Annotated in this window: 21 protein-coding genes and 1 pseudogene; 9 read left to right on the top strand and 13 right to left on the bottom strand. The window is 67.9% G+C overall.

The features are described from left to right. Positions 1-9: 9 nt before the first annotated feature. The 6 genes from IEY07_RS12065 to IEY07_RS12040 form a co-directional block, all read right to left on the bottom strand. Entirely contained in the window at positions 10-1299 is a 1290-nt protein-coding gene (locus IEY07_RS12065; protein WP_188895609.1) for a sensor histidine kinase, read from the bottom strand. Between the two features lie 81 nt (positions 1300-1380). Further along, complete coding sequence (locus IEY07_RS12060; RefSeq protein WP_188895608.1) at positions 1381-1827, bottom strand: GNAT family N-acetyltransferase; 447 nt, start codon at positions 1825-1827, stop codon at positions 1381-1383. A 16-nt stretch (positions 1828-1843) separates the two neighbouring features. Further along, positions 1844-3433: a sensor histidine kinase gene (locus IEY07_RS12055; protein ID WP_229670007.1), complete on the bottom strand. Its 1590-nt coding sequence runs from the start codon at positions 3431-3433 to the stop codon at positions 1844-1846. A 16-nt stretch (positions 3434-3449) separates the two neighbouring features. Further along, the gene (locus IEY07_RS12050) at positions 3450-4205 is read right to left on the bottom strand and encodes a response regulator transcription factor (protein WP_308422936.1); all 756 of its coding nucleotides are present in this window, start codon (positions 4203-4205) and stop codon (positions 3450-3452) included. Positions 4206-4292: 87 nt separating this feature from the next. After that, complete coding sequence (locus IEY07_RS12045; protein ID WP_188895607.1) at positions 4293-5006, bottom strand: DoxX family protein; 714 nt, start codon at positions 5004-5006, stop codon at positions 4293-4295. A 70-nt stretch (positions 5007-5076) separates the two neighbouring features. After that, positions 5077-5754, bottom strand: coding sequence for a phospholipase A2 (locus IEY07_RS12040; RefSeq protein WP_188895606.1), 678 nt, complete (start codon positions 5752-5754; stop codon positions 5077-5079). Between IEY07_RS12040 and IEY07_RS12035 the strand changes: the two genes are divergently transcribed. Further along, positions 5753-8308 (top strand): ATP-binding protein, encoded by a 2556-nt coding sequence (locus IEY07_RS12035; protein WP_188895605.1) that lies wholly within the window; start codon positions 5753-5755, stop codon positions 8306-8308. The genes IEY07_RS12040 and IEY07_RS12035 overlap by 2 nt on opposite strands. A 55-nt stretch (positions 8309-8363) precedes the next feature. Here the strand turns inward: IEY07_RS12035 and IEY07_RS12030 are convergent, their stop codons facing one another. After that, positions 8364-8906: a hypothetical protein gene (locus IEY07_RS12030; protein ID WP_188895604.1), complete on the bottom strand. Its 543-nt coding sequence runs from the start codon at positions 8904-8906 to the stop codon at positions 8364-8366. A 306-nt stretch (positions 8907-9212) separates the two neighbouring features. Here IEY07_RS12030 and dnaK point away from each other — a divergent pair, with 306 nt between their 5' ends. From dnaK to IEY07_RS12010, 4 genes and pseudogenes are all read left to right on the top strand, one after another. After that, positions 9213-11096, top strand: a complete 1884-nt coding sequence (gene dnaK / locus IEY07_RS12025; protein ID WP_188895603.1) for a molecular chaperone DnaK — start codon at positions 9213-9215, stop codon at positions 11094-11096. Beyond that, the gene (gene grpE / locus IEY07_RS12020) at positions 11093-11800 is read left to right on the top strand and encodes a nucleotide exchange factor GrpE (RefSeq protein WP_188895602.1); all 708 of its coding nucleotides are present in this window, start codon (positions 11093-11095) and stop codon (positions 11798-11800) included. Before dnaK ends, grpE begins: the two co-directional genes overlap by 4 nt. Positions 11801-11848: 48 nt before the next feature. Next, positions 11849-12982, top strand: a pseudogene (gene dnaJ / locus IEY07_RS12015) (molecular chaperone DnaJ); the annotation flags it as partial. A gap of 113 nt (positions 12983-13095) precedes the next feature. Further along, positions 13096-13557 carry a heat shock protein transcriptional repressor HspR gene (locus tag IEY07_RS12010; RefSeq protein ID WP_188895600.1) on the top strand — a complete coding sequence of 154 codons (462 nt, stop codon included), beginning with the start codon at positions 13096-13098 and terminating at the stop codon, positions 13555-13557. A gap of 126 nt (positions 13558-13683) precedes the next feature. On the opposite strand, the gene nicT is transcribed toward IEY07_RS12010, so the two are convergent. Continuing rightward, positions 13684-14832, bottom strand: coding sequence for a Nickel transporter NicT (nicT, locus tag IEY07_RS12005; protein WP_188895599.1), 1149 nt, complete (start codon positions 14830-14832; stop codon positions 13684-13686). A gap of 140 nt (positions 14833-14972) precedes the next feature. On the opposite strand from nicT, the gene IEY07_RS12000 reads away from it, so the two are divergent. Next, positions 14973-15437, top strand: coding sequence for a Fur family transcriptional regulator (locus IEY07_RS12000; protein WP_188895598.1), 465 nt, complete (start codon positions 14973-14975; stop codon positions 15435-15437). On the opposite strand, the gene IEY07_RS11995 is transcribed toward IEY07_RS12000, so the two are convergent. Next, the gene (locus IEY07_RS11995; protein WP_188895597.1) at positions 15387-15992 is read right to left on the bottom strand and encodes a TetR/AcrR family transcriptional regulator; all 606 of its coding nucleotides are present in this window, start codon (positions 15990-15992) and stop codon (positions 15387-15389) included. The two genes, IEY07_RS12000 and IEY07_RS11995, sit on opposite strands and share 51 nt — an antisense overlap. Positions 15993-16065: 73 nt before the next feature. Between IEY07_RS11995 and IEY07_RS11990 the strand changes: the two genes are divergently transcribed. Next, entirely contained in the window at positions 16066-16494 is a 429-nt protein-coding gene (locus IEY07_RS11990; RefSeq protein WP_188895596.1) for an organic hydroperoxide resistance protein, read from the top strand. Positions 16495-16517: 23 nt separating this feature from the next. Here the strand turns inward: IEY07_RS11990 and IEY07_RS11985 are convergent, their stop codons facing one another. Further along, positions 16518-17321, bottom strand: coding sequence for an SDR family NAD(P)-dependent oxidoreductase (locus IEY07_RS11985; protein ID WP_229670006.1), 804 nt, complete (start codon positions 17319-17321; stop codon positions 16518-16520). 17 nt (positions 17322-17338) lie between these two features. Here IEY07_RS11985 and IEY07_RS11980 point away from each other — a divergent pair, with 17 nt between their 5' ends. After that, positions 17339-18058: an SDR family oxidoreductase gene (locus IEY07_RS11980; RefSeq protein WP_188895595.1), complete on the top strand. Its 720-nt coding sequence runs from the start codon at positions 17339-17341 to the stop codon at positions 18056-18058. Between the two features lie 83 nt (positions 18059-18141). Here IEY07_RS11980 and IEY07_RS11975 read toward each other — a convergent pair whose 3' ends face one another. Further along, positions 18142-18726 (bottom strand): TetR/AcrR family transcriptional regulator, encoded by a 585-nt coding sequence (locus IEY07_RS11975; protein ID WP_229670005.1) that lies wholly within the window; start codon positions 18724-18726, stop codon positions 18142-18144. 125 nt (positions 18727-18851) lie between these two features. Between IEY07_RS11975 and IEY07_RS11970 the strand changes: the two genes are divergently transcribed. Then, positions 18852-19445 (top strand): hypothetical protein, encoded by a 594-nt coding sequence (locus tag IEY07_RS11970; RefSeq protein ID WP_229670004.1) that lies wholly within the window; start codon positions 18852-18854, stop codon positions 19443-19445. Between the two features lie 15 nt (positions 19446-19460). Here IEY07_RS11970 and IEY07_RS11965 read toward each other — a convergent pair whose 3' ends face one another. Together IEY07_RS11965 and IEY07_RS11960 are read right to left on the bottom strand one after the other, a co-directional pair. Beyond that, positions 19461-20510 (bottom strand): LLM class flavin-dependent oxidoreductase, encoded by a 1050-nt coding sequence (locus IEY07_RS11965; protein WP_188895594.1) that lies wholly within the window; start codon positions 20508-20510, stop codon positions 19461-19463. 14 nt (positions 20511-20524) lie between these two features. Next, positions 20525-26059 carry an ATP-binding protein gene (locus tag IEY07_RS11960; RefSeq protein ID WP_229670003.1) on the bottom strand — a complete coding sequence of 1845 codons (5535 nt, stop codon included), beginning with the start codon at positions 26057-26059 and terminating at the stop codon, positions 20525-20527. Positions 26060-26072 lie beyond the last annotated feature (13 nt).

The following is a 26072-nucleotide window of genomic DNA, read 5'->3' as shown; positions in this document are numbered from 1 at the left end:
CGATTTCGGTCATGGTCGGCTCGGCACCGGGCGCTGGGCTGAATTCGGCACCGAGCTGGTCAGCGGGATCGTGGCCGTGAGGTGGGTCGGGCCGCCCGTGGGGGAGTGCACGGCCAGCGTGCCGTCGACGCCGCGGAGCCGCTCCGACAGCCCGGCCAGGCCGTGGCCCTTCGCGGCCGAGGCGCCGCCGATGCCATCGTCGGTCACGGTGATCACCGCGATCGCCCCGGCCCGCCGCAGCTCGACCGAGCAGGACGATGCCCGTGCATGTTTGGCCATATTGGCCAGCGCCTCCGCGGTGACGAAGTAGGCGGCGTTCTGGGCGGCGTCGGACAACGGCACGTCGTCGACGTCGACCGTGGTCGGCACCGTCGACCGGGCAGCCAGCGCGGTGATCGCGGCGCGGAGCCCCTGTTCGGACAGGATCGGCGGCGCAATGCCGCGGGACAGCGTACGGATCTCCGCCAGCGCCTCCTGGGACTGGGCCAGCGCCGAGCGGAGCATCTGGCGGGCCTGCACCGGATCGGTCGCGATCCGCCACTCGGCGGCGCTGATGTCCATCCCCAGCCGCACCAGCCGCTGCTGTGGCCCGTCGTGCAGGTCGCGTTCCAGCCGGCGCAGCGTGTGGGCCTCGGCCTCGCCGGCAGCTGCCCGGCTGGTCGCCAGCTGGCTGACCTGCTCGCGCAGCTGGGAGGCCTCGTCGTGCAGCAGGGCCCGCGCGATTCCGGCGTGCGCCAGCACCAGTCCGCGCAGGACGTACGGCGCGGTGCCCATCACGATCAAGCTCAGCAGCACGTAGACGATCATCTGGGCTGCGCGGCCGGGTAGTCCGAGCAACCAGCCGAACCCGTCGTCGGTGTTGTGGATCCAGATGCCGAAGATCGCGTACAGGATCCCGACCGGGCCGGACGCACACCAGACGACAGCGATCGGGAAGGTCGCGGTGCCGATGACGAAGACCAGCACGATGTGCAGCAACTCGCGCCAGGACTGCGGATGGGTCAGTCGACGCAGCCGGCTGCGGAGCCCCTTGGTCCGGGCCGGATAGCTGGGCTGCGCGATCTCGAAGCCACGGCCGGCCAACAGGTTGCGGTGGACCCGAGCGAACCCGCCCGCCGCCTGCAGGCAGATGGTCAGCAGCAGGAAGCCCACGATCGCCGGAATGGTGCCCGCCCCGACCACCAGCAGCGTGATGCAGACGATGAATCCTGGCAGCGCGACGAAGAAGGTGGTCACCAGGAAGCCCAGGTCGCCGACGGTCCGGCGAACCAGCTGACCGATCACCACACCTCTACGCACGATCCAAGCTTGTCCGATCGGCGGCCCGGATGCCATCGGGGGAACCGGCGATTCTGCGGTAGGGATAACCCCATGCCAGGATCAATTCGACGGGTGCCAGATCATCCGGATATCCGGCTGGTGCTCCTCGTTGGCGGAGCCGTCGGCGCGTTCCACCTCGACCAGCCCGTGCTGGGCGTAGAAGGCCCGGGCCGGACGATTCGACTCGAAGACCCAGAGCCCGAAGCCGTCCGGTCGGAGCGACTTGACCAGGTCCAACAGGGCACTGCCGAGTCCGTCCCGCTGGGACTGGGGTGCGACGTACAGATCGTCGAGCCAGGTCGGAGTGAATCGCGCGTACGCCGCCACCCGGCCTTCGACCTCGGCGACCCAGACCTCGTCCACCGTGAGCCGTGCGGCTAGCCAGTCGCGTACCTGCTGCTCCGGGTGAACGCCCGCCGGCATCGGTGCCGCTGCCCGGGCGGTGAGGTGAATGGTGACGATCTCATCGAGGTCGGTGTCCTCGGCCGGTCGCAGGACAGCGGTCACGACAACGAATGATCCCTCAGGTCGGGGTCGCAGCAGCGGCTAGGGGCAATCGGAGCTCGAACCGGGTGTCGCCCGGGATGCTGCGCACGTCGACGGTGCCCTGATGGGCCTCGACGACCGCTGCCACGATCGCTAGCCCGAGCCCGGTACTCCCGCCGGTCCGGTCGCCGGAGCGGGCCCTGCTGTCGTCGCCGCGGGTGAAGCGTTCGAAGACCCGTTCCTGGATGTCGGCGGGAATGCCGGGGCCGTTGTCGGAGATCGCGATCACGACGTGCCCGTCCTGGATCCGCAGGCCGGCAGTCACCGAGGTCCCCGGCGGGGTGTGCGTCCGGGCGTTGGCCAGCAGATTGACCACCGCCTGGTGCAGCCGGTTGCGATCACCGAGCACCGTGGCCGGTGACTGCCCGACGCCGGCAGGGCTCAGATCGAAGGGGCCTTGGCCGAGCGGGCCGAGGTCGAGCGTCCAATGGTGGTCCGGTCCGGCTGCTCGGGCATCGCTGACGGCGTTGACCAGCAGCTCGGTCACATCCACCGGAGCCAGATCGATCGCTGGCCCCGAGTCCAGCCGGGCCAGCAACAGCAGATCTTCCACCAAGGAGGACATCCGCTCGGCTTCGGCTTCCACCCGGCCGAGGGCGTACGCGGTGTTCGCCGGGACCTGATCACGTTCCCGGCGGGTCAGCTCCGCATAGCCGCGGATCGATGCCAGCGGGTTGCGCAGTTCGTGCGAGGCGTCGGCGATGAACTGCTTGAGCTTCGTCTCGCTGGTCTGCCGGACGACCAGTGCGCCGGCGACGTTGTCGAGCATGTGGTTGAACGCCTGGCCCACCCGGCCGACTTCGGAGACTGGGTCGGCGTCGGCCGCCGAGACCCGGAGCGCGAGTGCGACCTCACCGCGGTCCAATTGGAGTTGAGACACCTGTTGGGCCGTCGTAGCGACGCGGTTAAGAGGGCGCAGACTGCGGCGGACGACAGCCTGGACCGCCATCCCGGCTCCGACAAGCGCCAGCACCGTGACGATCCCCGCAACGCCGATCGTCCACGTCAGCACTCGGTCAGCGTCGGTCAGCGGGACCCCGACCATCAGCGTCCCGGTCTGCCCGGTGTTGACGATCTGGACCCGGTTGGCGATCACCCGGTAACGGCCTAGCCCGGGCAGTCGGACGGTGTGCGGCGACTCGTCGACCGGCACCTCGCCCAGTCGGGAGATGACAGGGTCGGACAAGGTCAGCTGCCGGGCGCGAGTGCTGCCCGTGCTCGTCAGCAGGCCGGAACTTGGATTGCTCTGGTCGCCGTCGAGGACGACCGCGTAGAGGGTGCCGAAGGGCTGCCCAGGTTGCAGAAGATCATCCGCGCTCGGTGCGTGCGGTCCGGCCTGAAGGCGGCCGACCACCGAAGTGAGCTGCCGGTCGACGTTGTTGACCAGGACGTAGTTGGCGGCCACTGTGCTGGTCACGCTCAGCAACACCGCGATTGCTGCGACGATCACCAGCACCCGTGCCAGCAGCTGTCGGCCGAGCGTGCCACGGGCGAAGGTGCCGGGCGCGTTCCATTCGACCGGCTGCCCCTCGGCAGTCCGCTCAGGGCCCGGAACGACATCGGTCACAGAGCAGGCTTCTCGGTCAGTCGGCTGCCGGGCGGAGCACGTAGCCGGCGCCACGCATGGTGTGGATCATCGGCGACCGGCTGGCGTCGATCTTCTTGCGCAGATAGGAGATGTAGAGCTCGACCACATTGGCCTGGCCGCCGAAGTCGTAATTCCAGACCCGATCGAGGATCTGCGCCTTGGACAGCACCCGACGCGGGTTGCGCATCAGATAGCGCAGCAATTCGAATTCGGTGGCGGTCAGATGGATCTCCTCGCCGGCCCGATAGACCTCGTGAGAATCCTCGTTGAGCACCAGGTCACCGACGACGAGGTTGGATTCCTCGCGAGCGAGCCCAGCACCGGTGCGGCGCAGCAGTCCGCGTAGCCGGGCAATCAGCTCCTCGAGACTGAACGGCTTGGTGACATAGTCGTCGCCGCCGGCGGTCAGTCCACCGATCCGGTCCTCGACCGCATCCTTGGCAGTCAGGAAGATGACCGGGACGTTGGGGTCCTCGGCCCGGATCCGGCGCATCACCTCGAGGCCGTCGAAGTCGGGCAGCATCATGTCCAGCACGATGGCGTCCGGCCGCACCTCGCGGGCAGCCCGCACGGCGTCCAGACCGGAGCCGGCCGTGGTGACCTGCCAACCCTCGTAGCGCATCGCCATGGAGAGCAGTTCGGTCAGACTCCGCTCATCGTCGACGGCCAGCACCCGGATCGGACTTCCGTCCGGCCGGGTCAGCGGAACCGCGGGGGTCTGGGGTGAGGCTTGCAGGTCAGAACGCGCCATGCATCAACGATCCCAGCCACAGCTGCGATCGCACTAGGTGTTGGCTATGAGTTTCCTGTGACCCGACCCTGCAAGACCGTCGGGCCGTCAGTCCCGCGGGCGGATCAGGGTGTCGGTGGCAGCATTGCTGCCCGACGCACTCGGGGTGGATCCGCTGGACGGCGTCGGGCTGCTCGAGGACGCCGGGCTGCCTCCCGTGGTCGCGGTGCCGGCGGACGAGCTGCGCTCGGCCGGCTCCATCCGGCGCTCCAGGCGCTGCCGCTGGCCCGGTTGCTGCTGGCCGGGTTGCTGCGGCGTGGTCGTGCTCGATCCGACCGAACCCGATCCGGTCGAATCGGCGTCGGCCTCGTCGGTGTCCTTCCGCTTGCGGCGGAACAGCCGATCGATCCCGATCGCACCGCTGCCGTAGACGACGAACAGCAGGGCCAGCAGACCGATCACGACGTTGTACTCCCAGCCACCGGCCCAGGTCGTCTGGGTGCCCGAGACATGGGTCAGGCTCCAACCCTTGTACCAGGAGGTGTACGCGACGATCAGCACCTGCTCGGCGACCACCACCGCAGCGGCCAGCGGAACCAGGGCGCCGACGATCAGGAAGAGTCCGCCGATCAACTCGACGGCCGTGCCACCCCAGGCGGCGTAGGTGGCGAACGGGGTGGCGAAGGTGTGCAGGTAGTTGATCTGGCTGTCGATGCCCTGCTGGTGCCAGCGGCGCCAGCCGTGCAGGATCAAGATCCCACCCAGGCCGATGCGCGCCAGCAACAGGGCGAGGCTGCGTACGACTGTCAGGAAACCGGCCATGATCTCAACTTAAGACACCACCAGCCGGATATCGGGGCTACACGCCGTTGACACCGGCAGTCTCTGGAGATCAGAAGAAGTGGGACTTGGCCCCCTTCCGGGCGCCCAGGTACATCAACGCCGCCTTCTTGCGGCAGATCGTTCCACTGGCGCCGTGCTTGTGTGAGCAGATGGCGCGCATCTCGAAGAGGAACCGGTCGTCGATCTCCTTCCGCCGGTGCTCGGTCGGGTCAAGATGCGGCCCGTGCTTGTTGTCGCTGCCGTAGTTGCGATACCCGAAGTCGTGGCGGACACAGGCGTTGTAGAAGGTCTTGTCCGCGTACTCCTTGAGCGCGTGGGAGACAGGCACCGAGCACCCGTCAGTGCTCCAGTCCAGCCTCTTGTCGATCGGCTTCTTGTAGCGTCTGAAGCCGAGGTCGGCCATGTGGTCGGCCCAGTGGATGTTGTCGAACCGGCTGAGCTTGAAGACGAATTCCACGTAGTGGGCCCGGGTCTCGAGCCGGCTGAGGCGACCGCCGGTATCGTCGCCCTTGTCGCCGCTGGCGAATGCCTGGCTCGGCGCCACCACCATCAGGATCGCAGCCAGCGCAGCGATGACAGCGACGACCTGGAGCCGGACGCGGCCAGGTATCAGGTGTCCCCCCATGTTTCTGGCGCCCGCGTTTCTGGCGCGCATGTTTCCGGTGCTGGTCGGTCTGGCTCGGGCGAGCTTGGCTCCTACGGCTTGGTCGCGCATCGATGCGAGCATGATCGATTCCTTTCCGGTCAGTTCTTCAGGTGCGGCAACTCTGGCCACCGGTGTTGACCCGGCGAAGGAATCCGGTCAAAAGTCGGTCAACGTGACGGATGCGCTGCGGGGTGAGGCTCCGGATCCTGGCGACGTCGTATCCATGGACGACCTGGCCGCCCGGTTACAGGAACTCCGGCTGTGGGCCGGCGTCTCCTATCGCGAGCTGCATCGCCGGGTGCTGCGCTCCCGGCAGGAACGCACGGTGCCGGAGCGGCCCTCGTTCGACTCCGTGCACCGGTGTTTGCAGCCCGGCCGACGTCGCGTCGACCAGGAGTTGGTGGTCGACATTGCCGGGGTCCTGCTGGGAGACCGCGAGGCGGCGGGACGATGGCGGCAGGCGTGCCGCGTCGCCTCCGGCTCGCAGACCCCGGCCGGCCTGATCGCGGTCACCGACCTGCCGACGGACCTGCCTCGGTTCGTCGGCAGGAGCCGTGAGCTGGAAGGACTCCGGTCAGCGATCCGGGAATCCTGGGGGAGGCGCCCGACCGTGCTCGGCATCCGGGGCATGGGCGGGGTCGGAAAGACGAGCCTGGCGACGCGACTCGGGCGGGGCGTCGCCATGCGCGTCCATGCGCGGGCATTCGCCGTCGATCTTCGCGGCTACGACCCGGCGCTGCCGCCTGTCGATCCGGTGGCCGTGCTCGACGGACTGCTGCGAGCCTTCGGCCTTGCCGGCAGTCAGATCGCCGGGCTTGACCTGGGCGGTCGTACCCGATCCTTCCGCCGGCTGGTTCGGGATCAACCGCTGGTCTTGCTGCTGGACAACGCCGCGGACGCAGATCAGCTGCTGCCGCTGCTGCCGGAATCGGCGACCGGGCTGGTGTTGATCACCAGCCGGAACAGGTTCGATCTTCCCGGAGCGACCACGCTGGACCTCGCCCCGATGGATGCCGGCGATGCCGTCGAGTTGCTGGGCGAACGCGGCGGCTCGGAACGGGTCTCAGCCGACCCGAAGGCTGCACAGCAGTTGGTCGAACTGGCCGGGCACCTGCCGCTGGCGATCGACCTGCTGGGCTCCCGGATCGCCTCCGACGGCGGGTGGACGTTGGCCGATCACATCGAACGACTCCGGGAGGCGACCGAGAGCAGCCGTCTGGATGACGCCGTCGATGCTGCCCTGGGACTCTCCTACCAAGCACTCGACAGCGACCGGCGGCGGCTGCTCAGGCTGCTGGCGTTGCACCCGGGACGCGAGTTCGATGCCTATGCCGCGGCCGCGCTCGCCGACACCGAGCCGGCGACCGCGATCGCAGGTCTGGATGGTCTGGTCGCCCACAGTCTGTTGTTGTCGCCGCGGCCGGAGCGCTACCGGCTCCATGATCTGGTGCGTACCTACGTTGCCGGCAGGGTCCGCGAGGAGGATCCGGCGTCGCGCCGCAGGGATGCCCAGCGACGGCTCTTCGGGATGTACGCGCACGCCGCCGTTCGGGCGGCTCGGATGCACGCACCCGAAGCCAGGGCGTGGCTGCGATCCGGCGAATCGACCGGCGCTGCGACTCCGGAACCTGCCGATGCGGTTTCCGCCACGGCCTGGTTCGAGACCGAGGCCTCGAATCTGCTGGCTGCTGCCTGGCTGGCGGTAGAGCAGGGCTGGTCCGAGTTGGCGGCCGAAATCGCGATGGCGACGTACTGGTATCTGTACGTCAGCGGCCGGACCCCGATCGCCGATCAGCTGCTGCACCGGGTTGTCGAGCAGACGAGCGACCTGACCCGTGCCGATGTCCTGACCGCGATCGCCATCATGGCGATCGGCGACAGCCGATACGCAGACGCCGAGCGCCTGGCTCGCGAAGCGCTCGGCCTCTACCAGCAGCTCGGCGATGCCGGGCAGCAGAGCGCGGCGCTGAACAACCTCGGCATCATCGCGTACTGGACGGGTCGAACCAGTGAGGCGACCCGCTGGTACGAGCAATCTCTGGAGCTGGCCGAGAAGGCGGGCGATCCCGGGCGGCAGCTCCGGCCGATCGACGGATTGGGCCGGATCCAGGAGGACCTCGGCAATCTTCAGCAGGCGAGCGTGCACTATCGCCGGGCCAACGAGCTTGCCGCCGAACTCGGAGACCCGGTCCGCCAGGTCCAGATGGGAATCCACCTGGCGGATCTGCTGCAGGAACTGGGCAGCAACGCCGAGGCGATCGCCAACTCGATGTCCCTGCTGGAGCTGGCCCGGTCGGTCGGCTACGTCGAGGGTGAGATCTATGTGCTGGCGACCATCGGCGCGGCTCGCACGGCACTGGCGGATTACCTGGGGGCGACGGCCGTCCAGGCACAGGCTCTTGATCTTGCCCGCAATCGCGGGCTGAAGATGGCCGAACTCCAGGTCCTGGTCGACTCGGGAACGACGCTGTTGGCCGCCGGGCGCCCAGACGAAGCCCAGCAACGACTGGAAGCGGCCCGAGAACTTGCCGACGAGCTCGGTCAGCGGGCCTTCGCCGAGGACGCCGCTCGACTCCTGGTGCAGGCCGCCAGGGCCCTGGAGCAGCCGACCAGCGATCCGGCGAGCCGATCCTGACCGGTGGCGTTCAGTTCAACGGGACCGTGCAGACATCAGTGGAACGGTGCAACCATCACTGGAACCGTGTCCAGGGACCGCTGGTCACCGGAATCTGGATCCTCCGCTTGCCGGCCCTGGCCTGAACGACTGTCGTGGTCCGGTAGTAGCCGGCGACGGCGCCGACCCACCGGCTGTAGTCATCGTCACGTCGCGCGGCCGTATCCGGGTTGTCGACCCTTCCCGCCACCTTCGGGTGCTTGATCCGGAAGCCCGGGGCATTCGGGCCGGTGGTCCGCCGCGGAGTGACATTGGTCCGGTCGCCGACCACGATCCGGGTCTTGCCGGCGTTCACGGTCCAGTTGGCGCCGCCCCGCTGGTCGGTCGCCCAGGATTGGGCCCGCACCCGGTGAGTCTTGGGATCGTACTCGACCCGCGCGCAGGCCTGTACGCCATCGACCTGGGTGCATTGCCACGACGAGGTCCCGGTGAATCCGCCCTCCGCGGGCGGCAGTGGAGCGGCGGTCGCCGGTGGCATGACCGCCAAACCGGTGACCAGACCGGCGACAGCAGTGGCGAGCGCGGCAGTGACCTGCGTTGCACGGGGGTTGCTGGGCATGTCTTTCCCCTCGTCGAGTTCGACTTAGGCCGGGAATGCTACCCAGGCCCGGGGTCGCCGGGGTGGAACCCTGGGCCGGCCACGGATCCGTCCGGAATTTCCGTCGCCTTGAGTCGGTCCGGCTCAACCCGGATTGAACTTGGCCCCCACATCCGGCATAGTTGAGTCAGTCCCGCTCAAGGTCAAAGTTGAGCGGAATAGACTCAAGGCCGAGACGTTGTACTAGGTGCAACATCCCAGTCAACATCTCGTCAACCAAGTAACGCAGTCAACAAGAACGCATACAGCACCGGAGGAAGAACACACATGGCTCGTGCAGTCGGCATCGACCTGGGCACGACCAACTCGGTCGTCGCCGTACTCGAGGGTGGAGAACCCACCGTCATTCCCAACGCTGAGGGGTCGCGTACGACTCCGTCGGTGGTCGCATTCGCTAAAGGCGGCGAGGTGTTGGTGGGTGAGGTCGCCAAGCGCCAGGCCGTGACGAACGTCGAGCGGACGATCCGCTCCGTCAAGCGTCATATGGGCACCGACTGGACCGTCAAGATCGACGACAAGGACTACCGCCCGCAGCAGATCAGCGCGTTCGTGCTGCAGAAGCTGAAGCGCGACGCGGAGGCCTATCTCGGCGAGACCGTCACCAACGCGGTGATCACGGTCCCGGCGTACTTCTCCGACGCCGAGCGCCAGGCCACCAAGGAGGCCGGTGAGATCGCCGGCCTGACCGTCGATCGGATCATCAACGAGCCGACCGCGGCCGCCCTGGCCTACGGCTTGGACAAGGCTGACACCGAGCAGACCATCCTGGTCTTCGACCTCGGCGGCGGCACCTTCGACGTCTCCCTGCTGGAGATCGGTGACGGCGTCTTCGAGGTCAAGGCGACCAAGGGCGACAACCGGCTCGGCGGCGACGACTGGGATTCCCGGGTCGTCGACTGGCTGGTGACCCAGTTCAAGAACAAGAACGGCGTCGATCTGAGCAAGGACAAGATCGCTCGGCAGCGTCTGCAGGAGGCCGCCGAGAAGGCAAAGATCGAATTGTCCTCGGCCAGCGAGACCCAGATCAACCTGCCCTACATCACCCTGGGCGAGTCCGGCCCGCTGCACCTGGAGGAGCGGCTGACCCGCTCGGAGTTCCAGCGGATGACCAGCGATCTTCTCGATCGCACCCGGACCCCGTTCCACGCGGTGATCGAGGACGCTAAGATCGGTGTCAGCCAGATCGATCATGTGATCCTGGTCGGCGGTTCGACCCGGATGCCGGCCGTCGTCGACCTTGTCAAGGAGTTGACCGGGGGCAAGGAGCCCAACAAGGGCGTCAATCCCGATGAGGTCGTCGCTCTGGGCGCCAGCCTGCAGGCCGGTGTGCTGAAGGGCGAGGTCAAGGACGTGCTGCTTCTCGACGTCACCCCGCTGAGCCTCGGTATCGAGACCAAGGGCGGCGTGATGACCAAGATCATCGAGCGCAACACCACCATCCCGACCAAGCGTTCCGAGGTCTTCACCACCGCTGACGACAACCAGCCCTCGGTGATGATCCAGGTCTACCAGGGCGAGCGTGACTTCGCCCGGGACAACAAGTCGCTCGGCAACTTCGAGCTGACCGGCCTGCCGCCGGCACCGCGCGGTGTCCCGCAGATCGAGGTCGCCTTCGATATCGACGCCAACGGCATCGTCAATGTGCACGCCAAGGACCTGGCCACAGGCAAGGAGCAGTCGATCCAGGTGACCGGCGGCTCCGCGCTGGGCAAGGACGACATCGACCGGATGGTCAAGGAGGCAGAGGCGCACGCCGAGGAGGACAAGAAGCGGCGTGAGGGTGTCGAGCTCCGCAACGAGGCCGACAACCTGGTCTTCCGGACCGAGAAGTTGATCTCCGAGAACGGCGACAAGATCACCGACGAGACCAAGAAGCCGGTCGAGGAAGCCATTGCCGAGGTCAAGTCCGCACTCGAGGGCGACGACAACGACAAGGTCAAGGCCGCGGTCGAGAAGCTGAACACCAGCAGCGCCGCGCTCGGCCAGGCGATGTACGCCGCCGCCCAGCAGTCCCAGGCCGGTGCGGCCGCCGACGGTCAGCCGACCGACGCCGGTGCTGCGGGTGCCGCGGGCTCCGACGACGACGTGGTCGACGCCGAGATCGTCGACGAGGACAAGCCCCAGGACTCCGGCACGGGTGAGGCCAAGTGACCCAGGGGCCACGCGAAGGCGAGAACCAGGGCGAGGACGGTCGCCCGATCGTACGGGACCGGCGTCGGATCGATCCGAAGACCTACCAGGTCCGCGATCCCGAGGCCACCGGTTCGGAACCGGCGACTGCTGCCCAGCCCACTGGGCAGCAGGACGCTGGGGCGGCCGGGTCCGGCTCGGACGAGCTGGCTGCCGAGATCGAGAAGCTGAAGGGCGAGGTCGCCGACCGCACCTCGGACCTGCAGCGTGTCCAGGCCGAATACGTCAACTACAAGCGCCGGGTGGATCGCGATCGTGATCTTGCCCGCGCGGGTGGTGTCGAGGCCGTGCTCCGGGATCTGCTGGGGGTGCTGGACAGCATCAAGGCGGCTCGTGATCATGAAGAGCTCACCGGCGGCTTCAAGGGAGTCGCCGATGAGATCGAGAAGCTCGCCGCCCGGCACGGGTTGGAGTCTTTCGGCGAGCCCGGCGACCCGTTCGACCCACGGATCCACGAGGCGCTGATGCACGCGCAGGCGTCAGGGATCACCGGTCCGACCGCGGTGACGATCCTGCAGCCCGGCTACAAGATCAAGGACCGGGTCATTCGCCCGGCCAGGGTCGCGGTCGCCGAGCCCGAGGAGGGTGCACCCGTCGATGCGGGACCCGGCGACACCGGGTCTGAGGAAACTCCGGATGCAGGCGATTCCGCAGACCAGGTGTGATCATTTCGAGCAAGTGGACCAACAGGTGAGCAAGGAGGTGATGTCGCGATGAGTACGAAGGACTGGTTGGAGAAGGACTACTACAAGATTCTCGGCGTCTCCTCCAACGCCAAGCCCGAGGAGATCAAGAAGGCCTACCGGAAGCTGGCCCGGGAGAACCACCCGGATGCCAACCCGGGCAATGCCGAGGCGGAGCGTCGCTTCAAGGAGGTCTCCGAGGCCAACGACGTGCTGTCCGATGCCGAGAAGCGCAAGGAATACGACGACGCCCGCAAGATGTTCGGTGGCGGCGGATTCCGCTTCCCGCGGGGCGGCAACACGGCCGGCGCGTCCTCGATGGACGACCTGTTCCGCAATGCCTCCGGCGGTGGCGACAGCTTCTCCGACATCTTCGGCGGGCTGTTCAACTCCGGCGGCCGCACGCGTACGACATCGTCCACGCGTGGACCACGCCGGGGCAGCGACATCGAGGGCGAGGTGACGATCGACTTCGTCGACTCCGTCATCGGCGTCACGGTGCCGATCCAGATGATCTCCGACGCTGCGTGTTCGGCCTGTCACGGCACGGGCGCCAAGGCCGGTACGGTGCCGCGGGTCTGCCCGACCTGTCAGGGCAGCGGCATGCAGACCTCGACCTCGGGTGGCGTCTTCGCCGTCACCGAGCCGTGTGTCGACTGCCGTGGTCGCGGCATGATCGTCGACGACCCGTGCCCGGTCTGCAACGGCTCCGGTCGCGGCCGGTCCACCCGGTCCATGCAGGTACGGATCCCGGCCGGCGTCACCGACGGCCAGCGGATCCGGCTGAAGGGCAAGGGTGGTGCCGGCGAGAACGGCGGCGCTCCAGGCGATCTGTACGTCGTGGTGCACGTCAGCCCGCACCCGGTCTTCGGGCGCAAGGCCGACAACCTCACCCTGACTGTGCCGGTGACCTTCAGCGAAGCCGCGCTGGGCGCTGAGATCGAGGTGCCGACCCTGGACGGTCCGGCCGTCCGGATCAAGATCGCTCCCGGTACGCCCAACGGTCGCACTCTGCGGGTCCGGGGCAAGGGTGTCGCCCGGCGGGACGGCAGCCGGGGTGATCTGCTGGTCACCGTGGAGGTGGTGGTCCCCGAACAGCTCAGCGATCAGGCTCGTGAGGCGCTGGACAGTTTCGCCGCCGCGGCCGGGATGGCTGATCCTCGGAAGGCGCTGTTCGCCAAGGCACGCAGTGCCGGGTCCCCCGGTGCTGCGTCTTATGGTGCTGCGTCTCATGGTGCTGGTGGGGGCCATGCCGCCAGCGGGAGTGCGGCGCGCTGATGTCGGCCCAGATCGGAGTGGGATACATCGGTTCCGCGCTGCCTCAGCCGATCGACTCGGATGCGCCGCTGTTCGTGATCTCGGTCGCGGCGCAGCTCGCCGGCATGCATCCGCAGACCCTGCGGACCTACGACCGGATGGGACTGGTGTCGCCCCGCCGCACCCGCGGCCGCGGGCGGCGCTATTCCGCCCGGGACGTGGCCCGGCTGCGGTTGATCCAGCGGCTCAGCCAGGACGAGGGTGTCAACCTCGAAGGGATCCGCCGGATCCTGGCGATGGAGGACGAGATCACCGAGCTCCGCTCCCAGGTCAGGAACCTGACCGAATTGTTGAGCGCCAGTCGGGCCGCCCCACCGGGCGCCCGGTTCTTCACCGCCGACCCGGCCGGACGCGTACATCTCGGGCAGACCCGCCCGGCTCCGCGTGGTCCGCAACGGGCCCTGCCCGGCGGCCGCGCCTGACCCCTTCCGCCGAGGGGTCACAAAATCCTTGATATCTGCGGTGTGTCGCCGGCCTTCGGTTCCGACGATGCACGACAGTGCACGACACGCCGCGCGGATGAGGGATTTTGTGACCCCTCGGCGGGTTTAGAGGTCGGCGCTCCAGCGCTCCTCGATGCGGCCCGCCCGCCAGATCGCGATCGCGATCAGCCAGGCGACGATGAAGAGTCCGACGATCGCGAATCCCACGTAGTTCAAGGAGATTCCGGCGATCGAGGCCAGCGGGCCGCTGGTGATCGACATCCGGTCCGCCAGGACGCCGATCAGCTCGATGCTGCCGATCACCAGTGCGACGATCACCGAGACCGTGGTAATCGTGATGTTGTAGAAGATCTTGCGGATCGGCTTGGCGAAGGCCCAGCCGTACGCCCCGGTCATGAAGACGCCGTCGGTGGTGTCCATCAGGCTCATCCCGGCGGCGAACAGGATCGGCAGCACCAGGATCGCGTAGAACGGCAACTGGAACGCGGCGGCACCGCCGGCCAGCACCAGCAGACCGACCTCGGTCGCGGTGTCGAAGCCGAGCCCGAAGAGCACTCCGATCGGATAGATGTGCCAGGGCTTGCGGACGATCGCGGTCAGGCCGCCGAGGATCCGGTTCATGAAGCCGCGCTTGTTGAGCTGGGCCTCGAGCTGTTCGTCGCTGTAGGTGCCCCGGCGCATACTGCGCAGCACCTTGATGATTCCGATCAGCGCCGCAAGGTTGAGCACGCCGAGCAGCCACAGGAAGACCCCGGAGACCGACGGGCCGATCACGCCGGTGATCGTGTGCAGCCGGGATTGATCATTCTCTACCGGGCCGATCAGGGCACGGATGCCGATGGCGAGCAGGAACGACAGGCAGAAGACGATCGTCGAGTGACCCAGCGAGAACCAGAATCCGACCGACAGCGGCTTGTCGTCCCGGTCGGACCCGGTCTGGTCGGTGATCAGCTTGCGGGTGGTGTTGTCGACGGCCGCGATGTGATCGGCGTCGAAGGCATGCCGCAGCCCGAAGGTGTAGGCCAGCACGCCCACACCGACGGTGAAGACCGGATGGTCGCCGCCGATCTGGTAGTGACGAGGTGCCACCAGGATGACCAGCAGCGCGAAGCCGATCAGGTGCAGGGCGACGACGAAGGCGTACATCCCCGTCAGCCGTCGCCGGTCGGCGCCGGTCAGCGACGACAGAAATTGCCTGAACCTCTGGCCGCCCGTCACGCGCACACGCGTCGCAACCGGTCCCGGACCCGTCATCGCACCTCCTGGTTGACCAGCAATCTATTGCTTGCTGCTACTGAGTCGCAATAAGCGGCGAGCGTAATGGACACCCGAAGTGGATTCGCAGGCCGGGTCCGTACGGATTGGTCGCGATACGCTCGATCCCGGAGGTGGCGATGCCGGATTCTTCGTTACGGGCGGCCCGCCCGGTGGGCAGTGTCGACGAAGCCGTCGACGTGCTCCGCGAGGGCGGCGGTCGGGCGACTTCGGCCCGGCGGGCGATCCTCGACGTGCTGTTCGCCACGACGGACCCGCTGTCGACCGAGCAGATCGCCCAGCGGGCCGTACCGGTCCAGGACGTCCCGTCGACCTACCGCAACCTCGAGCACCTGGAGACCGTCGGACTGGTCCGGCACGTGCACTTCGGTCACGGACCCGGGCTCTACGAACTGGTCGCCGACCAGGAGCGCTGGTACGCCTTGTGCGAGTCCTGCGGGTCGGTGTCGGCATTCTCACCGGATGATCTTGATGCCATGGCGACCATGATCGACGAGCGGATCGGCTACCGGATCCGGTTCGCGCATTTTCCGCTAGTCGGCCTGTGCCGCGACTGTCGCGGCGATGACCGCCCGGCCGGCTGAGATCAGCGGCTGCGGGTCGTCGGTGCCGGGCCCGATGTAGCCCGTGACCATCGCACCATCGCGCAAGATCATCAACTGCTCGACGACCGGTGCCGTCTCGGTGACACCCAGCGCTCGCAGTTGATCCGACAGCACCTGCCGGAACCAGGTCCGGTGGTCTGCGATGGTCCGCCGCACCGGATGATCGGCGTCGGGATATTCGGCTGCGGCGTTGATCCAGGTGCAGCCGCGGAAGCTCTCCTCGCAGCGAGCCCGGACCATCGTCCGGGCGATCTGCTCGAGCACCTGGGCCGGATCGTCGGGGAAGGCGGCCTGCAGTCGCTCGACGCCGCGCCGCTCGTCGGCGGACCGGGCCGTCAGATAGCCGACCACAAGGTCGTCCTTGGTGGGGAAGTGCCGGTAGAAGGTGACCTTGCTGACGCCCGCGGCGGCGATGATCCGGTCGGCGCTCACCGCCCGGATGCCGTCGCCGTAGAACAGGGTGTCCGCGGCCTGCAGGATCCGCTCCCGGACCGGCCGCGTCGCCGTCTCGGCGGCTGTACTCGCAGAAGCCATTGTGTTCCTCCGTGCCTGTGCTACGTTGTAGACGTACTAGTTAGTCTACCTCTTCGATGACAAGGAAGCGACCATGAGTGCACCCGTGTACACCGCAATCGCCACCTCGACCGGTGACGCCCGCGCCGGAGGCCACACCACGAGCAGCGACGGGCTGCTCGACCTGACCATGGCCGTTCCCAAGGAGATGGGCGGACCGGGCGGTGGCCCCAACCCCGAGTTGCTCTTCGCTGCCGGCTATGCGACCTGCTTCCACTCCGCGCTCAAGGCTGTGGCCGCCAGCCAGAAGATCAGGATCAGTGACTCGGCGGTCGTCGCCGAGATCGGCATCGGGCCCAACGACAAGGGCGGCTTCGAGCTGAGCGGCGCGCTGCACGTGGAGCTCGGGGGAGTCGATCAGGAGACCGCCGACAAGCTGGTCGAGCAGGCCCATCAGGTCTGCCCGTACTCCAACGCCACCCGTGGCAACGTCGACATCACGGTCGACGCCACCGTCGCCTGATCAAGAACGTGCGTGATCGTTGATCAGGAGAGGTTCTCGTACGCCCGGGACGGGATCTGGGTCGCGAGCTTGCCACCGCTGACGTCGATCAGCGTGCCGGTGATGTAGCCGGCGGCGTCGCCGGCCAGGAAGATCAACAGGTCGGCGACGTCGTCGGCGGACTGCCAACGGCGCAGGGACAGGGTGTCCAGCAGACGATCCTGTGCCTGCGCCGGCATCTCGGCGAAGCCGTTCATCGAGGTCGGCACCATTCCCGGTGCGTACGCGTTCACCGTCACATTCCACGGGCCGAGCTCGCCGGCCAGCACCCGCGTGAACTGCACGACGGCGGCCTTGGATGCCGCGTAGGCCGCGCTGCCCACGCTGGGCACGATCGCCGCGAACGATGCCGCGTTGATGATCCGCCCGGACCTCTGCTGCTTCATGATCGGGATCACCGCCTGGCTGAGCAGGAAGACTCCGCCGACGTTGATCTCCAGGCACTTGCGGAATCCGTCCCAGCCAAGATCCTCGACCTTGCCCTCGACATTGATGCCGGCGTTGTTGATCAAGACGTCGATCCGGTTGTGGCGGTCGACGATCCGTTCCACCGCTGCGGCGACCGAGGCCGGATCGCTGACATCGCAGGGGAGCTGCTCGAAGGCCAGGCCGTCGGCGGCAAGATCACTCTCGACATCGGGGAAGGCAAGATCAAGAGCGATCACCGTCGCATCCTCGGCGACGAATCGGTCGACGATCGTCCGTCCGATGCCGCGCCCTCCGCCGGACACCACGACGACCTTGCCGGAGTGATTGATCAACACTGGCGAACTCCCTTCACGACTCACCGGCATACTATGTGCCGGTGTCCAGAGTCGTGTGGGTGACCGGTGCCGGGAGCGGAATGGGAGCCGCGTCCGCGCGGCAGGCGGCAAGGACGGGCTGGTGCGTCGCGCTCAGCGGGCGTCGTGCGGATGCCTTGGCCGAGGTCGCCGAGCAGATCACCGAGGCCGGTGGTGAGGCGGTCGTTGTGCCGCTGGATGTCACTGATGCCGATCAAGTGATCGAGGCCCATCGAAAGATCGTCGAGACCTGGGGTCGGATCGACGGTCTGGTGCTGTCCGCCGGCCTGAACAATCCGAAGCGCTCCTGGGCCAATCAGGACCTGGGCGACTTCAGCGCGATCATCGAGACCAATCTGACCGCCGTCGTCCGGGTGATCGACGTGTCGCTGCCGCAACTGCGCGCCGCCGGCGACGGTGTCGTCGTGGTGATCTCCTCCTACTCCGGCTGGCAGTTCAGCCCGGGAGCGGGCGTCGCCTACAGCGCCAGCAAGACCGCACTGTCACCGGTGGTGATCAGCCTCAACAAACAGGAGGCGGCCAACGGCATCCGGGCCACGCATCTGTGCCCGGGCGATGTCGCGACCGAATTCCTGAACATGCGCCCGGTGGTGCCGGACCAGGATGCCCAGGCGCGGATGCTGACCGCCGACGACATTGGCCGCGCCGTCGGTTTCGTGCTCGACTCCCCGCCCTACGTCCGGGTCGACGAGTTGGTCATCTCGCCGGTGTCCCAGCGGTAGCGATCGCGAAGAACGTGCTTGCCGATCCGTCTCTGACGCCGTTCGGTGCGATTCCGGCAATCCGCAAGCACGATGTTCGCGGATCAGCCCTCGTCGGCGGGGTGACTGCGGTAGCTGAGCAGTCCTTCGACTCCACGGCCGAAGGTCTCGCAGATCGGTTCGGGGTCGGACAGGCATCCGGCTGCCATGGCGCCGTCTCGCAACATGACGAAATGCTGTGCGGCAGGGCCGGGGTCGCTCTTCCCGGTGTCGGTGAACAGCGCGGTCATCGTTGCCAGGAACCACTGCCGATGCTTCCGGACGGCCTGGTGCACGAGGTGCCCGGGGTCCGGATACTCGGCGGCCGCGTTCAGGAATGCACAGCCGCGGAAGCCGGTCCGCCGGATGTCGTCGGCGATTGATTCTCCGACCGCTCGGATCGTCTCCTCCGGGCTCGTGCCCTTGCTGCGTGCGGTCGCCACGCCCGTCCGGATCGCGTCATCGGCCTGATTCAGGTACGCGACGATGAGGTCGTCCTTGCTCGGGAAATGGCGATACAGCGTGGCGCGCGTCACCTGTGCCTCCGCGATGATGCGGTCCACCCCGACTGCATGGATGCCTTCCGCGTAGAAGAGCCCGGTGGCCGTACTGAGCAGCCGGTCCCGTGCCCGCGACACCTGTCCCTGCATCAAAGCTCCCATCGAATTCGAGGTGAAATTCTAGCAGATAGAACGATCGGTCTTGACAACCGCGATGGCCTCCGCCAGACTCATGTGTACCGATCGTTCTATCTACTAGACCATAGAGAGACCTGATGTCCGATTCAATCCCCGCTGGTTCAGTTCCCACCCGCGATCACGACGACTCCGGAGCTGTCATCGGCAGCACAACAACACTGCGGAACCTCTACTACCTACGTTTCGGGTTCGCCGTCGTGTGGGCGGCGCTGCTGATCCTGATCGCTCACGCGATCAACCCGGCAACCGCCGTCCTGTTGATCATCTATCCGGCCTTCGACCTGGTGGCCGCAGTGATCGACTTCCGTTCGTCAGGTTCGAGTCGGGCGAAGGCACCGCTGTACGTCAACATGGCTCTGAGCCTCCTGACGGCGGTCGGACTCGCGGTCGCCGCCGGTTCGGGAATCCCCGCTGTGCTACGGGTCTGGGGCGCCTGGGCGATCACTGCGGGCATCGTCCAATTGATCGTCGCGATCCTGCGCTACCGCCTCGGAGGCCAGTGGGCGATGATCCTCAGCGGTGGGATCTCGGTCATCGCCGGGTGCGGATTCGTGGTCATGGCCGGCGGCTCCAGCGCCGCACTGACGGGTGTTGGCGGCTATGCGATCCTCGGCGGCGTCTTCTTCCTGATCTCGGCGATCCGACTGCACCGCGCCATCGCCGCACGATAGGCCACGACCCGGTTGCTACTGCTTCGTTGTCCAACCCAGCGCCGGACCTAGATGATCAGCCATGTCGGTGATGATCTGCAGGTAATCGCGTTCGGTGAAGGAGAACGGCAGTGCGAAGGCGACCTCGTCGACCCGCTGGTAGGCGGCGTGGTTGATCAAGGTCTCGGCGAGCTGATCACTGTCGCCGACAAGATCGGGGGAGAAGAGCATCTGCCGTAGACCCTGTGGTGATCGCGTCCGCTCCTGCCGACCGGCGGCGTACGCGGCGTACTTGCGCTTCTGCTCCGGCGTGGCCGAGTCGGTGGGAATCACCACCAGACCTTGGGACACCCGGCCCGGCCGCTTGTCCGGATGGGCTGCCGCGTAGGCGGTGCGGTAGGCGTCGATCTGCTCGGCTTGGATCAGGGCGAAATCGTCCGGATGCGTGCCGTCATGATCATGTCCGTCGATGCTGGTCACCGAGCTGGTCAGGTAGTTGAGTCCCTGCTCGCCGGTCCAGCTCGCCGACGACAGTCCGCCGCCGTACCAGAGCCGGTCGGCCAGCCCGGGTGAGTGCGGCTGGATCCGCCGGGAGAACTGCTCGATTCCGACGGTGCCCTCGAAGTCGGTCACCGGATCGCCGCGCAGGAATTCCAGCAGCCGTACGACCCGCTGTTTGGAGAAGTCCTCGACGTCGTGGCTGTCGGGGTAGAGCTTGGTCTTGAAGGTCTCGTAGCGCATCGGCGGCCCGACCGAGACGCCCGGATTGAGCCGGCCGTGGCTGAGGATGTCGACGGTGGCAAGGTCCTCGGCGAGCCGGAACGGATTCTCCAGGCCGAGCGGGATGACCGCGGTGCCCAACTCGATCCGGTTGGTCCGCTGGGTGGCCGCGGCGAGCACCGCGACCGGCGAGGAGATCCCGTACTGCAGGTGCCGGTCGCGCAGCCAGACCGAGTCGAAGCCGAGCTGCTCGGCGGTCTCGATGATCTTGAGCGTGGTCTCGTGCCCGGCCAGCGGGTCGTGCTCGTCGAAGAGCCCGATGGTCAGGAATCCCATCCTGGCCAGGGGTTCACCGGGTCGTGGCATCGCGCCCCTCCAGCTCAGTGTCGGCGTTCGATCGCTGCGATGATGCTAGGCCGCAGTGACGACGCCGAGATCACCTGGTCCACCGAACCGACCTCGACCGCCCGTTGGATGTCGTGGATGTCGTCGAATTCGGCCGCCAGCTCGGCGATCTTCTCGGCCCGGAGCCCGGCCAGCAGGTCGGCCAGTTCGACAGCCAGGGCACCTCGCTGGTCCTCGGGCGCGGCCGCGATCCTGCGCTCCAGCTGCGAGACCCGGGGGTCGGCCGCCGCCCGCTTGGCAACTTCCGAGGCGAAGACCACCGCCGCCGCCGGGGCACCGCCGAGCACGGAGGCGTACGAGCCCTCGACGGCGAGCACGGTGAGCTCCGGATTGAGCCGTTTGGAGAAGACCACGAAGGCGCCGCCGTGGTAGCGGGAGATCACGCAGAAGACGATCGGTCCGCGGAAGTTGACCATCGCTCGGCCGATCTCGGCGCCGTACTCCAGTTGCAGGTTGCGCATCGACTCCGGCGAACCGTCGAAACCCGACAGGTTGGCCAGCACGACAACCGGCCGGTTGCCCGAGGCGGCGTTGATCGCGTGCGCGACCTTCTTCGACGACTTCGGGAACAGGGTCCCGGCTGTGAAGGTGTCCGGGCCGTCCGAGGGCGGGAAGCCGGACCGTGCCACTGGAGTCGACTCGATGCCGATCAAGCAGACCGAATGCCCGCCGAGCCGGGTGTCGGTGACCACCGCGGTCTCCGCCTCGGCCATCCCCGCCCAGCGTTCCAGCATCGGATGATCAAGGTCTGCGACCGCGCGCATCACCGTACGGATGTCGAACGGCCGCTTGCGGTCCGGGTTGTGCACCGGAGAGAAGATCTCGCCGACAGTGGCGAAATCGCTGCCCGGGTGGGGGAAATCGCTGACATCGCGATCGGCCGGATCGGTGGTCTCGGCACGTCGAGGCACGGACTCGCCCGGCATTACGTAGCTGTGCTCGTAGTGGGCCAGCACGATCTCCAGAGCTCCGGCCAGATCCGGCGCCCAGTACTGCGCCTGGCCATTCGGTCCCATGATCCGGTCGTAGCCGCCGATGCCGAAGTTGTCCTCGGCGGAGACGCTGCCGGCGAAGTCCAGGGTCTGCTTGCCGGTCAGCACCATCGCGCTCTCCGGCGTCATCACCAGGATGCCCTTCGTGTGCATCAGCATCGTCGCCTCTGCATTCCAGTACGGCTGGGCGCCGACGTTGATGCCGGCGACGACGACGTTGATCTCCCGATTGGCCTGGTCCGGGCCCGCCTGGGTGAACTCCACGATCCGCTTGAGTGCCGCGGCGACCCAGTCCATGTTCTCGGTGCCACTGGTCATCGAGACCCGGGCACCGGCCGAGACGGCGTACCACTCGACCGGGATCCGGCGTTCCTCGGCAAGGTCCAGGGCGGCGATGATCCGTGTGCACTCGGCCTCCGACAGCGCGCCGAGGGCCTTGGTCGGATCGCCGCACAGCACCACCCGGGTGACGCCCTCGGGGTAGAGCGGGGTGGGCGTGGTGACGACGGCGACGATGATGCCGGCGGTGTTCCGGCCGTGCGGGCGGTCGACCGGCACCAGCGCCCCGGAGTCGTCCAGGTCGTATTCGACCAGGGTGCCGCCGCGGGTCAGCGCGGGTGCCAGTTCGTACGGGTAGACCAGGCCACGGCGCCGGGCACGGTCGACCTTCGTGGCGTAGTCGTCCAGCGGGGCCAGCGGCGTGGTCGGCGGCGCTGCGACATCGGCGGTGGTGCCGCCGTCCGGCCGAGCGTGGAACCGGATGGCGATCGGATGGACCGCGCCCGCATCGTCGATCACCCGACCCTGGGCCAGCACCTCTTCGATCCCGGTGCCGTCGCTGAGCGGGGTGATCTTCTCCTGCAGTGCGGTCAGCGACTCAAGATCAGCTTTGATCGCCGGCCAGACCGTCACCCAGACATGGTTCATCTGCAGCTGGGACGCGGACCGGCCCCGGGCCGTACGGACCCGGCGGATCGCTTCCAGGCAGTTCTCCACGGCACGTTCGGCATGCGGCAGCCCGACCACGGCGCCGGTCTCGTCGCGGACCACCGCCATCTGCCGGACCTGGGCGGCGGCCACCAGCCGCCGGTCGGCCGGATTGTCCCGGGCGACACATTCGTACAGCAGTACGTCGCCGGGCGCGTCCAGCCGGGTCACGTCGAAGTTGATCAAGCGCCACAGGTTGAGCCGGCGACCGACCATCGGATGGATGTCGCGGACCAGCCGGTCCTCGAAGAGGGTGTCCGGGTCACCTGGCGTCGGCCGGAAGGTGAAGTAGCGCACCGGGCCGCCGTCGGCCGGGCAGACGGCGATCGCGACCCGGCGGGAGCCGGCGACGAACCGCCGACCCTGCAACTGCTTGATCAACTTGGCGGACAGCTGCTCCGGGTCGGACGGCGGCTCCGGCCAGTGCAGGTAGATCTCGGTGACATTCTGCTGGGCGGACAGTCGCGGTGAGACGATCTCGTCGATCCCGCCCGCCGCGGCCAGTTCCTCGATCCGGCCGATGGTGGAGATCACCCGGGTCTGGCCGTGCTCCTGGCTCAGGTATTCGGCACCGACGACCGGACGGACCGGAGTTCCGTCGTGCTCGACCGCCTCGTCATGCAGTCCGTACTCGAGATAGTGCCGGCGCAGCAGCACCTCAAGCAGCGGCTCGTTAACCGGGATGCCGGCGGCCAGCCGGTCGCGCAGGAAGCCGATCAGCTGTTCCGGAATCGCGGCCAGTGCCTCGATCCGGGCCTCGCGGTTCGTGGCGGCCGGATCGGCGAGCGCCGCGACCTCCTCGGCGACCCCGGCCAGCACCGAGGACCGCTCCGTGTCGACGATCGGCTGGTCGAACCAGGCGAACCGGATCGACCGGGCCAGATCGCCGATCACCGGAATCCGCCGCCGGGTGGCCAGCACCATCCGCTCCAACACCGCCCGGGCCGACAGCGCCACCGACTCGGCCGGCGCGGGCAGGCTGACCCAGCGCTGCAGGATGGCGATCACGGCGTCGTTGTCGGCGCTGCTCTGATGCGCCAGGAAGATCCGGAACAGCGCCTCGTCCAGGGCCGGCGCCGGCTCGAGATCGGTCACGCCGTAGTGGGCCAGCGCCCGGATCAGCTTGTCCCGGAAATGCTCCGGCAGCCCGCCGCGATCGGCGTCCAGGGTCCGCAGGTAGGTGTGGAAGTACTCCCGCGAGCTGTGCACCCGCAGCTCGGTCCGCAACTCCTCGTCGGCGGGCCGGTTGCGGGTCAGCTCGGCGAAATCGGTGAACATCGCGACGAGCGACATCTCGACCGCGAGCACGTCGACCCCGGTCGCTGCCAGCGCATCCCGGCCAGCCAGGTACGCCTCGAGCGCCCGGGCGGCCTGATCCTGGCTGATGTCGTAGCCGAGCAGCAGATCGCGCAGCGACGTCAGTCCCTGGGCCGCGGCCTCGGCCGGGTCGGGGTCGTTCCCGATTCCGTCCGGCAACTCGACCACCCGGCCGGCGGGTGTCTCCGCCGCGGTCGCGGGATCGCCGGTCGGCTCGAGCCGGGCCAGCGGTTCGCCCGCAGCGACCTGGGTGCCGGTGCGGACCAGCAACTCGGTCAGCCGGCCGGCGGTCGGTGCCGGCAGCGGCATCTCCATCTTCATCGACTCGAGCACGACGACGGGCGCGCCTGCGTTGACCTCGTCACCAACCCGGACCGGTGTGCCCACCACCAGCGCTGGCGCCGGTGCGCGCAACACGCCGCCCTCATCACGGGTGATGCGGTGGGCGACCCCGTCGACCTCGACGAGTTGGATCGGGCCGTGGGCGGCTGTGACCAGGCGATAGCACTGGTCGCCGATCCAGAGCCGGGCGTGAACGTCGTCGATGCGTTCCAGCCGGGCGATCACGACCGTATCGCCGAGACTGACCCGGTGCCGGTCGCGGCCGATCCTGCTGACAGTGAGCTTGTAGCCGACGCCGCGCAGCCGCAGCTCGGTGCGAGCCACGGTCTCGTGACTCAGGTGCGGCCGGCCGCCACGGGCGGTGGTGAGGAACTGAGCGATCTCCGTACGCTCCCGGTCCGCGTAGCTCTCGATCGCCGCTGCGACCAGGGCGACGCCGGCGTTCCGGTCGGCGACCAGACCGCCTTCGGCCATCGTCCGGTCGATCCAGCCGGTGTCGGCCCAGGCCGGCTCACCGCGGGTGACGGCCGGGTCGGCCAGCAGCTCCAGTACGAAGCTCTTGTTGGTGGCGCCGCCCTCGATCACCACCGTCGTCTCCAGCATCGCCCGGCGCAGCCGTGCCAGGGCCTGCTCGCGGTCGGCGCCGTAGGCGATGATCTTGGCGATCATGGAGTCGAAATCGGCTGGAATGGTGTCGCCCTCGGCGACCCCGGTGTCGACGCGTACGCCCGGGCCGGCCGGGAATTCCAGCCGTACGATCCGGCCCGGTGACGGTGCGAACGACCGGTCCGGATCCTCGGCGTTGAGCCGGGCCTCGACCGCGTGGCCGCGCTCGGTCGGCCGCTCACCGGTCAGCGGGATCCCGCTCGCGACCTGCAACTGCAGTGCGACCAGGTCGAGTCCGGTGACCAGTTCGGTGACCGGGTGCTCGACCTGCAGTCGGGTGTTGACCTCCAGGAACGCGAATTCACCGGTCCGGGGGTGGTAGAGGAATTCCGCCGTCCCGGCACCGGAGTAGCCGACGGCCAGCGCCAGGCGCTCGGCCGAGGCCCTGAGCTCTGCGGTCTGGTCGGGATCGAGCAGCGCCGACGCCGATTCCTCGATCACCTTCTGGTTGCGCCGCTGGACCGAACAGTCCCGGACCCCGACGGCCCAGGCGGTGCCTTGGCCGTCGGCGATCAACTGCACCTCGACGTGCCGGGCACCGGTGATCAACTTCTCGATGAAGACGACGCCGCTGCCGAAGGCGCGCTCCGCCTCGTCGCGGGTGCGCTGGTAGCTGTCGGTCAGATCCGCAGGATGGTCGACCCGGCGGATGCCGCGGCCGCCACCGCCGGCGGTCGCCTTGAGCATCAGCGGGTAGCCGATCCGGTCCGCGACCGCGAGTGCGTCCTCCAGGGTGTCGACCGGGCCGCGGCTCCACGGTGCGACCGGAACGCCGGCTTCCTCGGCGATCAGCTTGGAGCCGATCTTGTCGCCGAGCTTGCGCATCGCTTCCGCACTTGGACCGATGAAGGTCACCCCCAGGCGCTCGCACACCTCGGCGAAGGCAGGATCCTCGGCGACGAAGCCCCAGCCGACCCAGACCGCGTCGGCCTCGGTCTCGACCAGCGCCTGCTCGAGCCGCTTCAGGTCGAGATAGGGGCGGTCGGCAGCCGCGCCGAGCAGATAGGTCTCGTCGGCTTCACGGCCGAATGCCGCACCGGCGTCGACATCGGTGTAGAGGGCGATGGTCCGGATCCGGTCCGCGCTGTCGTCGCTCCCGTCGCTGTGCCGGACATTCAGATCCCGTACGGCGTGGATCAGCCGCATCGCGGCCTCCCCGCGGTTGACGATCGCGATCCTGGTCAGCGGTTCGGGACGAGACTGCACGCCAGCACCTTTC

It is taken from the genome of Microlunatus endophyticus, assembly GCF_014646195.1.
GTDB lineage: Bacteria > Actinomycetota > Actinomycetes > Propionibacteriales > Propionibacteriaceae > Microlunatus > Microlunatus endophyticus.
Note: the sequence above shows the minus strand (reverse complement) of the source record. Positions and strands in the feature narration are given on the sequence as shown.

Bases quoted from the DNA above. Each gene is read 5' to 3' on its own strand.
- IEY07_RS11965 (WP_188895594.1), bottom strand. From the start codon at position 20,510: ATGCCACGACCCGGTGAACCCCTGGCCAGGATGGGATTCCTGACCATC.
- IEY07_RS12045 (WP_188895607.1), bottom strand. From the start codon at position 5,006: ATGGCCGGTTTCCTGACAGTCGTACGCAGCCTCGCCCTGTTGCTGGCG.
- IEY07_RS12035 (WP_188895605.1), top strand. From the start codon at position 5,753: ATGATCGATTCCTTTCCGGTCAGTTCTTCAGGTGCGGCAACTCTGGCC.
- IEY07_RS11990 (WP_188895596.1), top strand. From the start codon at position 16,066: ATGAGTGCACCCGTGTACACCGCAATCGCCACCTCGACCGGTGACGCC.
- IEY07_RS12040 (WP_188895606.1), bottom strand. From the start codon at position 5,754: ATGCTCGCATCGATGCGCGACCAAGCCGTAGGAGCCAAGCTCGCCCGA.
- IEY07_RS11995 (WP_188895597.1), bottom strand. From the start codon at position 15,992: ATGGCTTCTGCGAGTACAGCCGCCGAGACGGCGACGCGGCCGGTCCGG.
- IEY07_RS12050 (WP_308422936.1), bottom strand. From the start codon at position 4,205: ATGGCGCGTTCTGACCTGCAAGCCTCACCCCAGACCCCCGCGGTTCCG.
- IEY07_RS12000 (WP_188895598.1), top strand. From the start codon at position 14,973: ATGCCGGATTCTTCGTTACGGGCGGCCCGCCCGGTGGGCAGTGTCGAC.
- dnaK (WP_188895603.1), top strand. From the start codon at position 9,213: ATGGCTCGTGCAGTCGGCATCGACCTGGGCACGACCAACTCGGTCGTC.
- IEY07_RS12010 (WP_188895600.1), top strand. From the start codon at position 13,096: ATGTCGGCCCAGATCGGAGTGGGATACATCGGTTCCGCGCTGCCTCAG.
- IEY07_RS12030 (WP_188895604.1), bottom strand. From the start codon at position 8,906: ATGCCCAGCAACCCCCGTGCAACGCAGGTCACTGCCGCGCTCGCCACT.
- nicT (WP_188895599.1), bottom strand. From the start codon at position 14,832: ATGACGGGTCCGGGACCGGTTGCGACGCGTGTGCGCGTGACGGGCGGC.
- IEY07_RS11975 (WP_229670005.1), bottom strand. From the start codon at position 18,726: ATGCAGGGACAGGTGTCGCGGGCACGGGACCGGCTGCTCAGTACGGCC.
- IEY07_RS11970 (WP_229670004.1), top strand. From the start codon at position 18,852: ATGTCCGATTCAATCCCCGCTGGTTCAGTTCCCACCCGCGATCACGAC.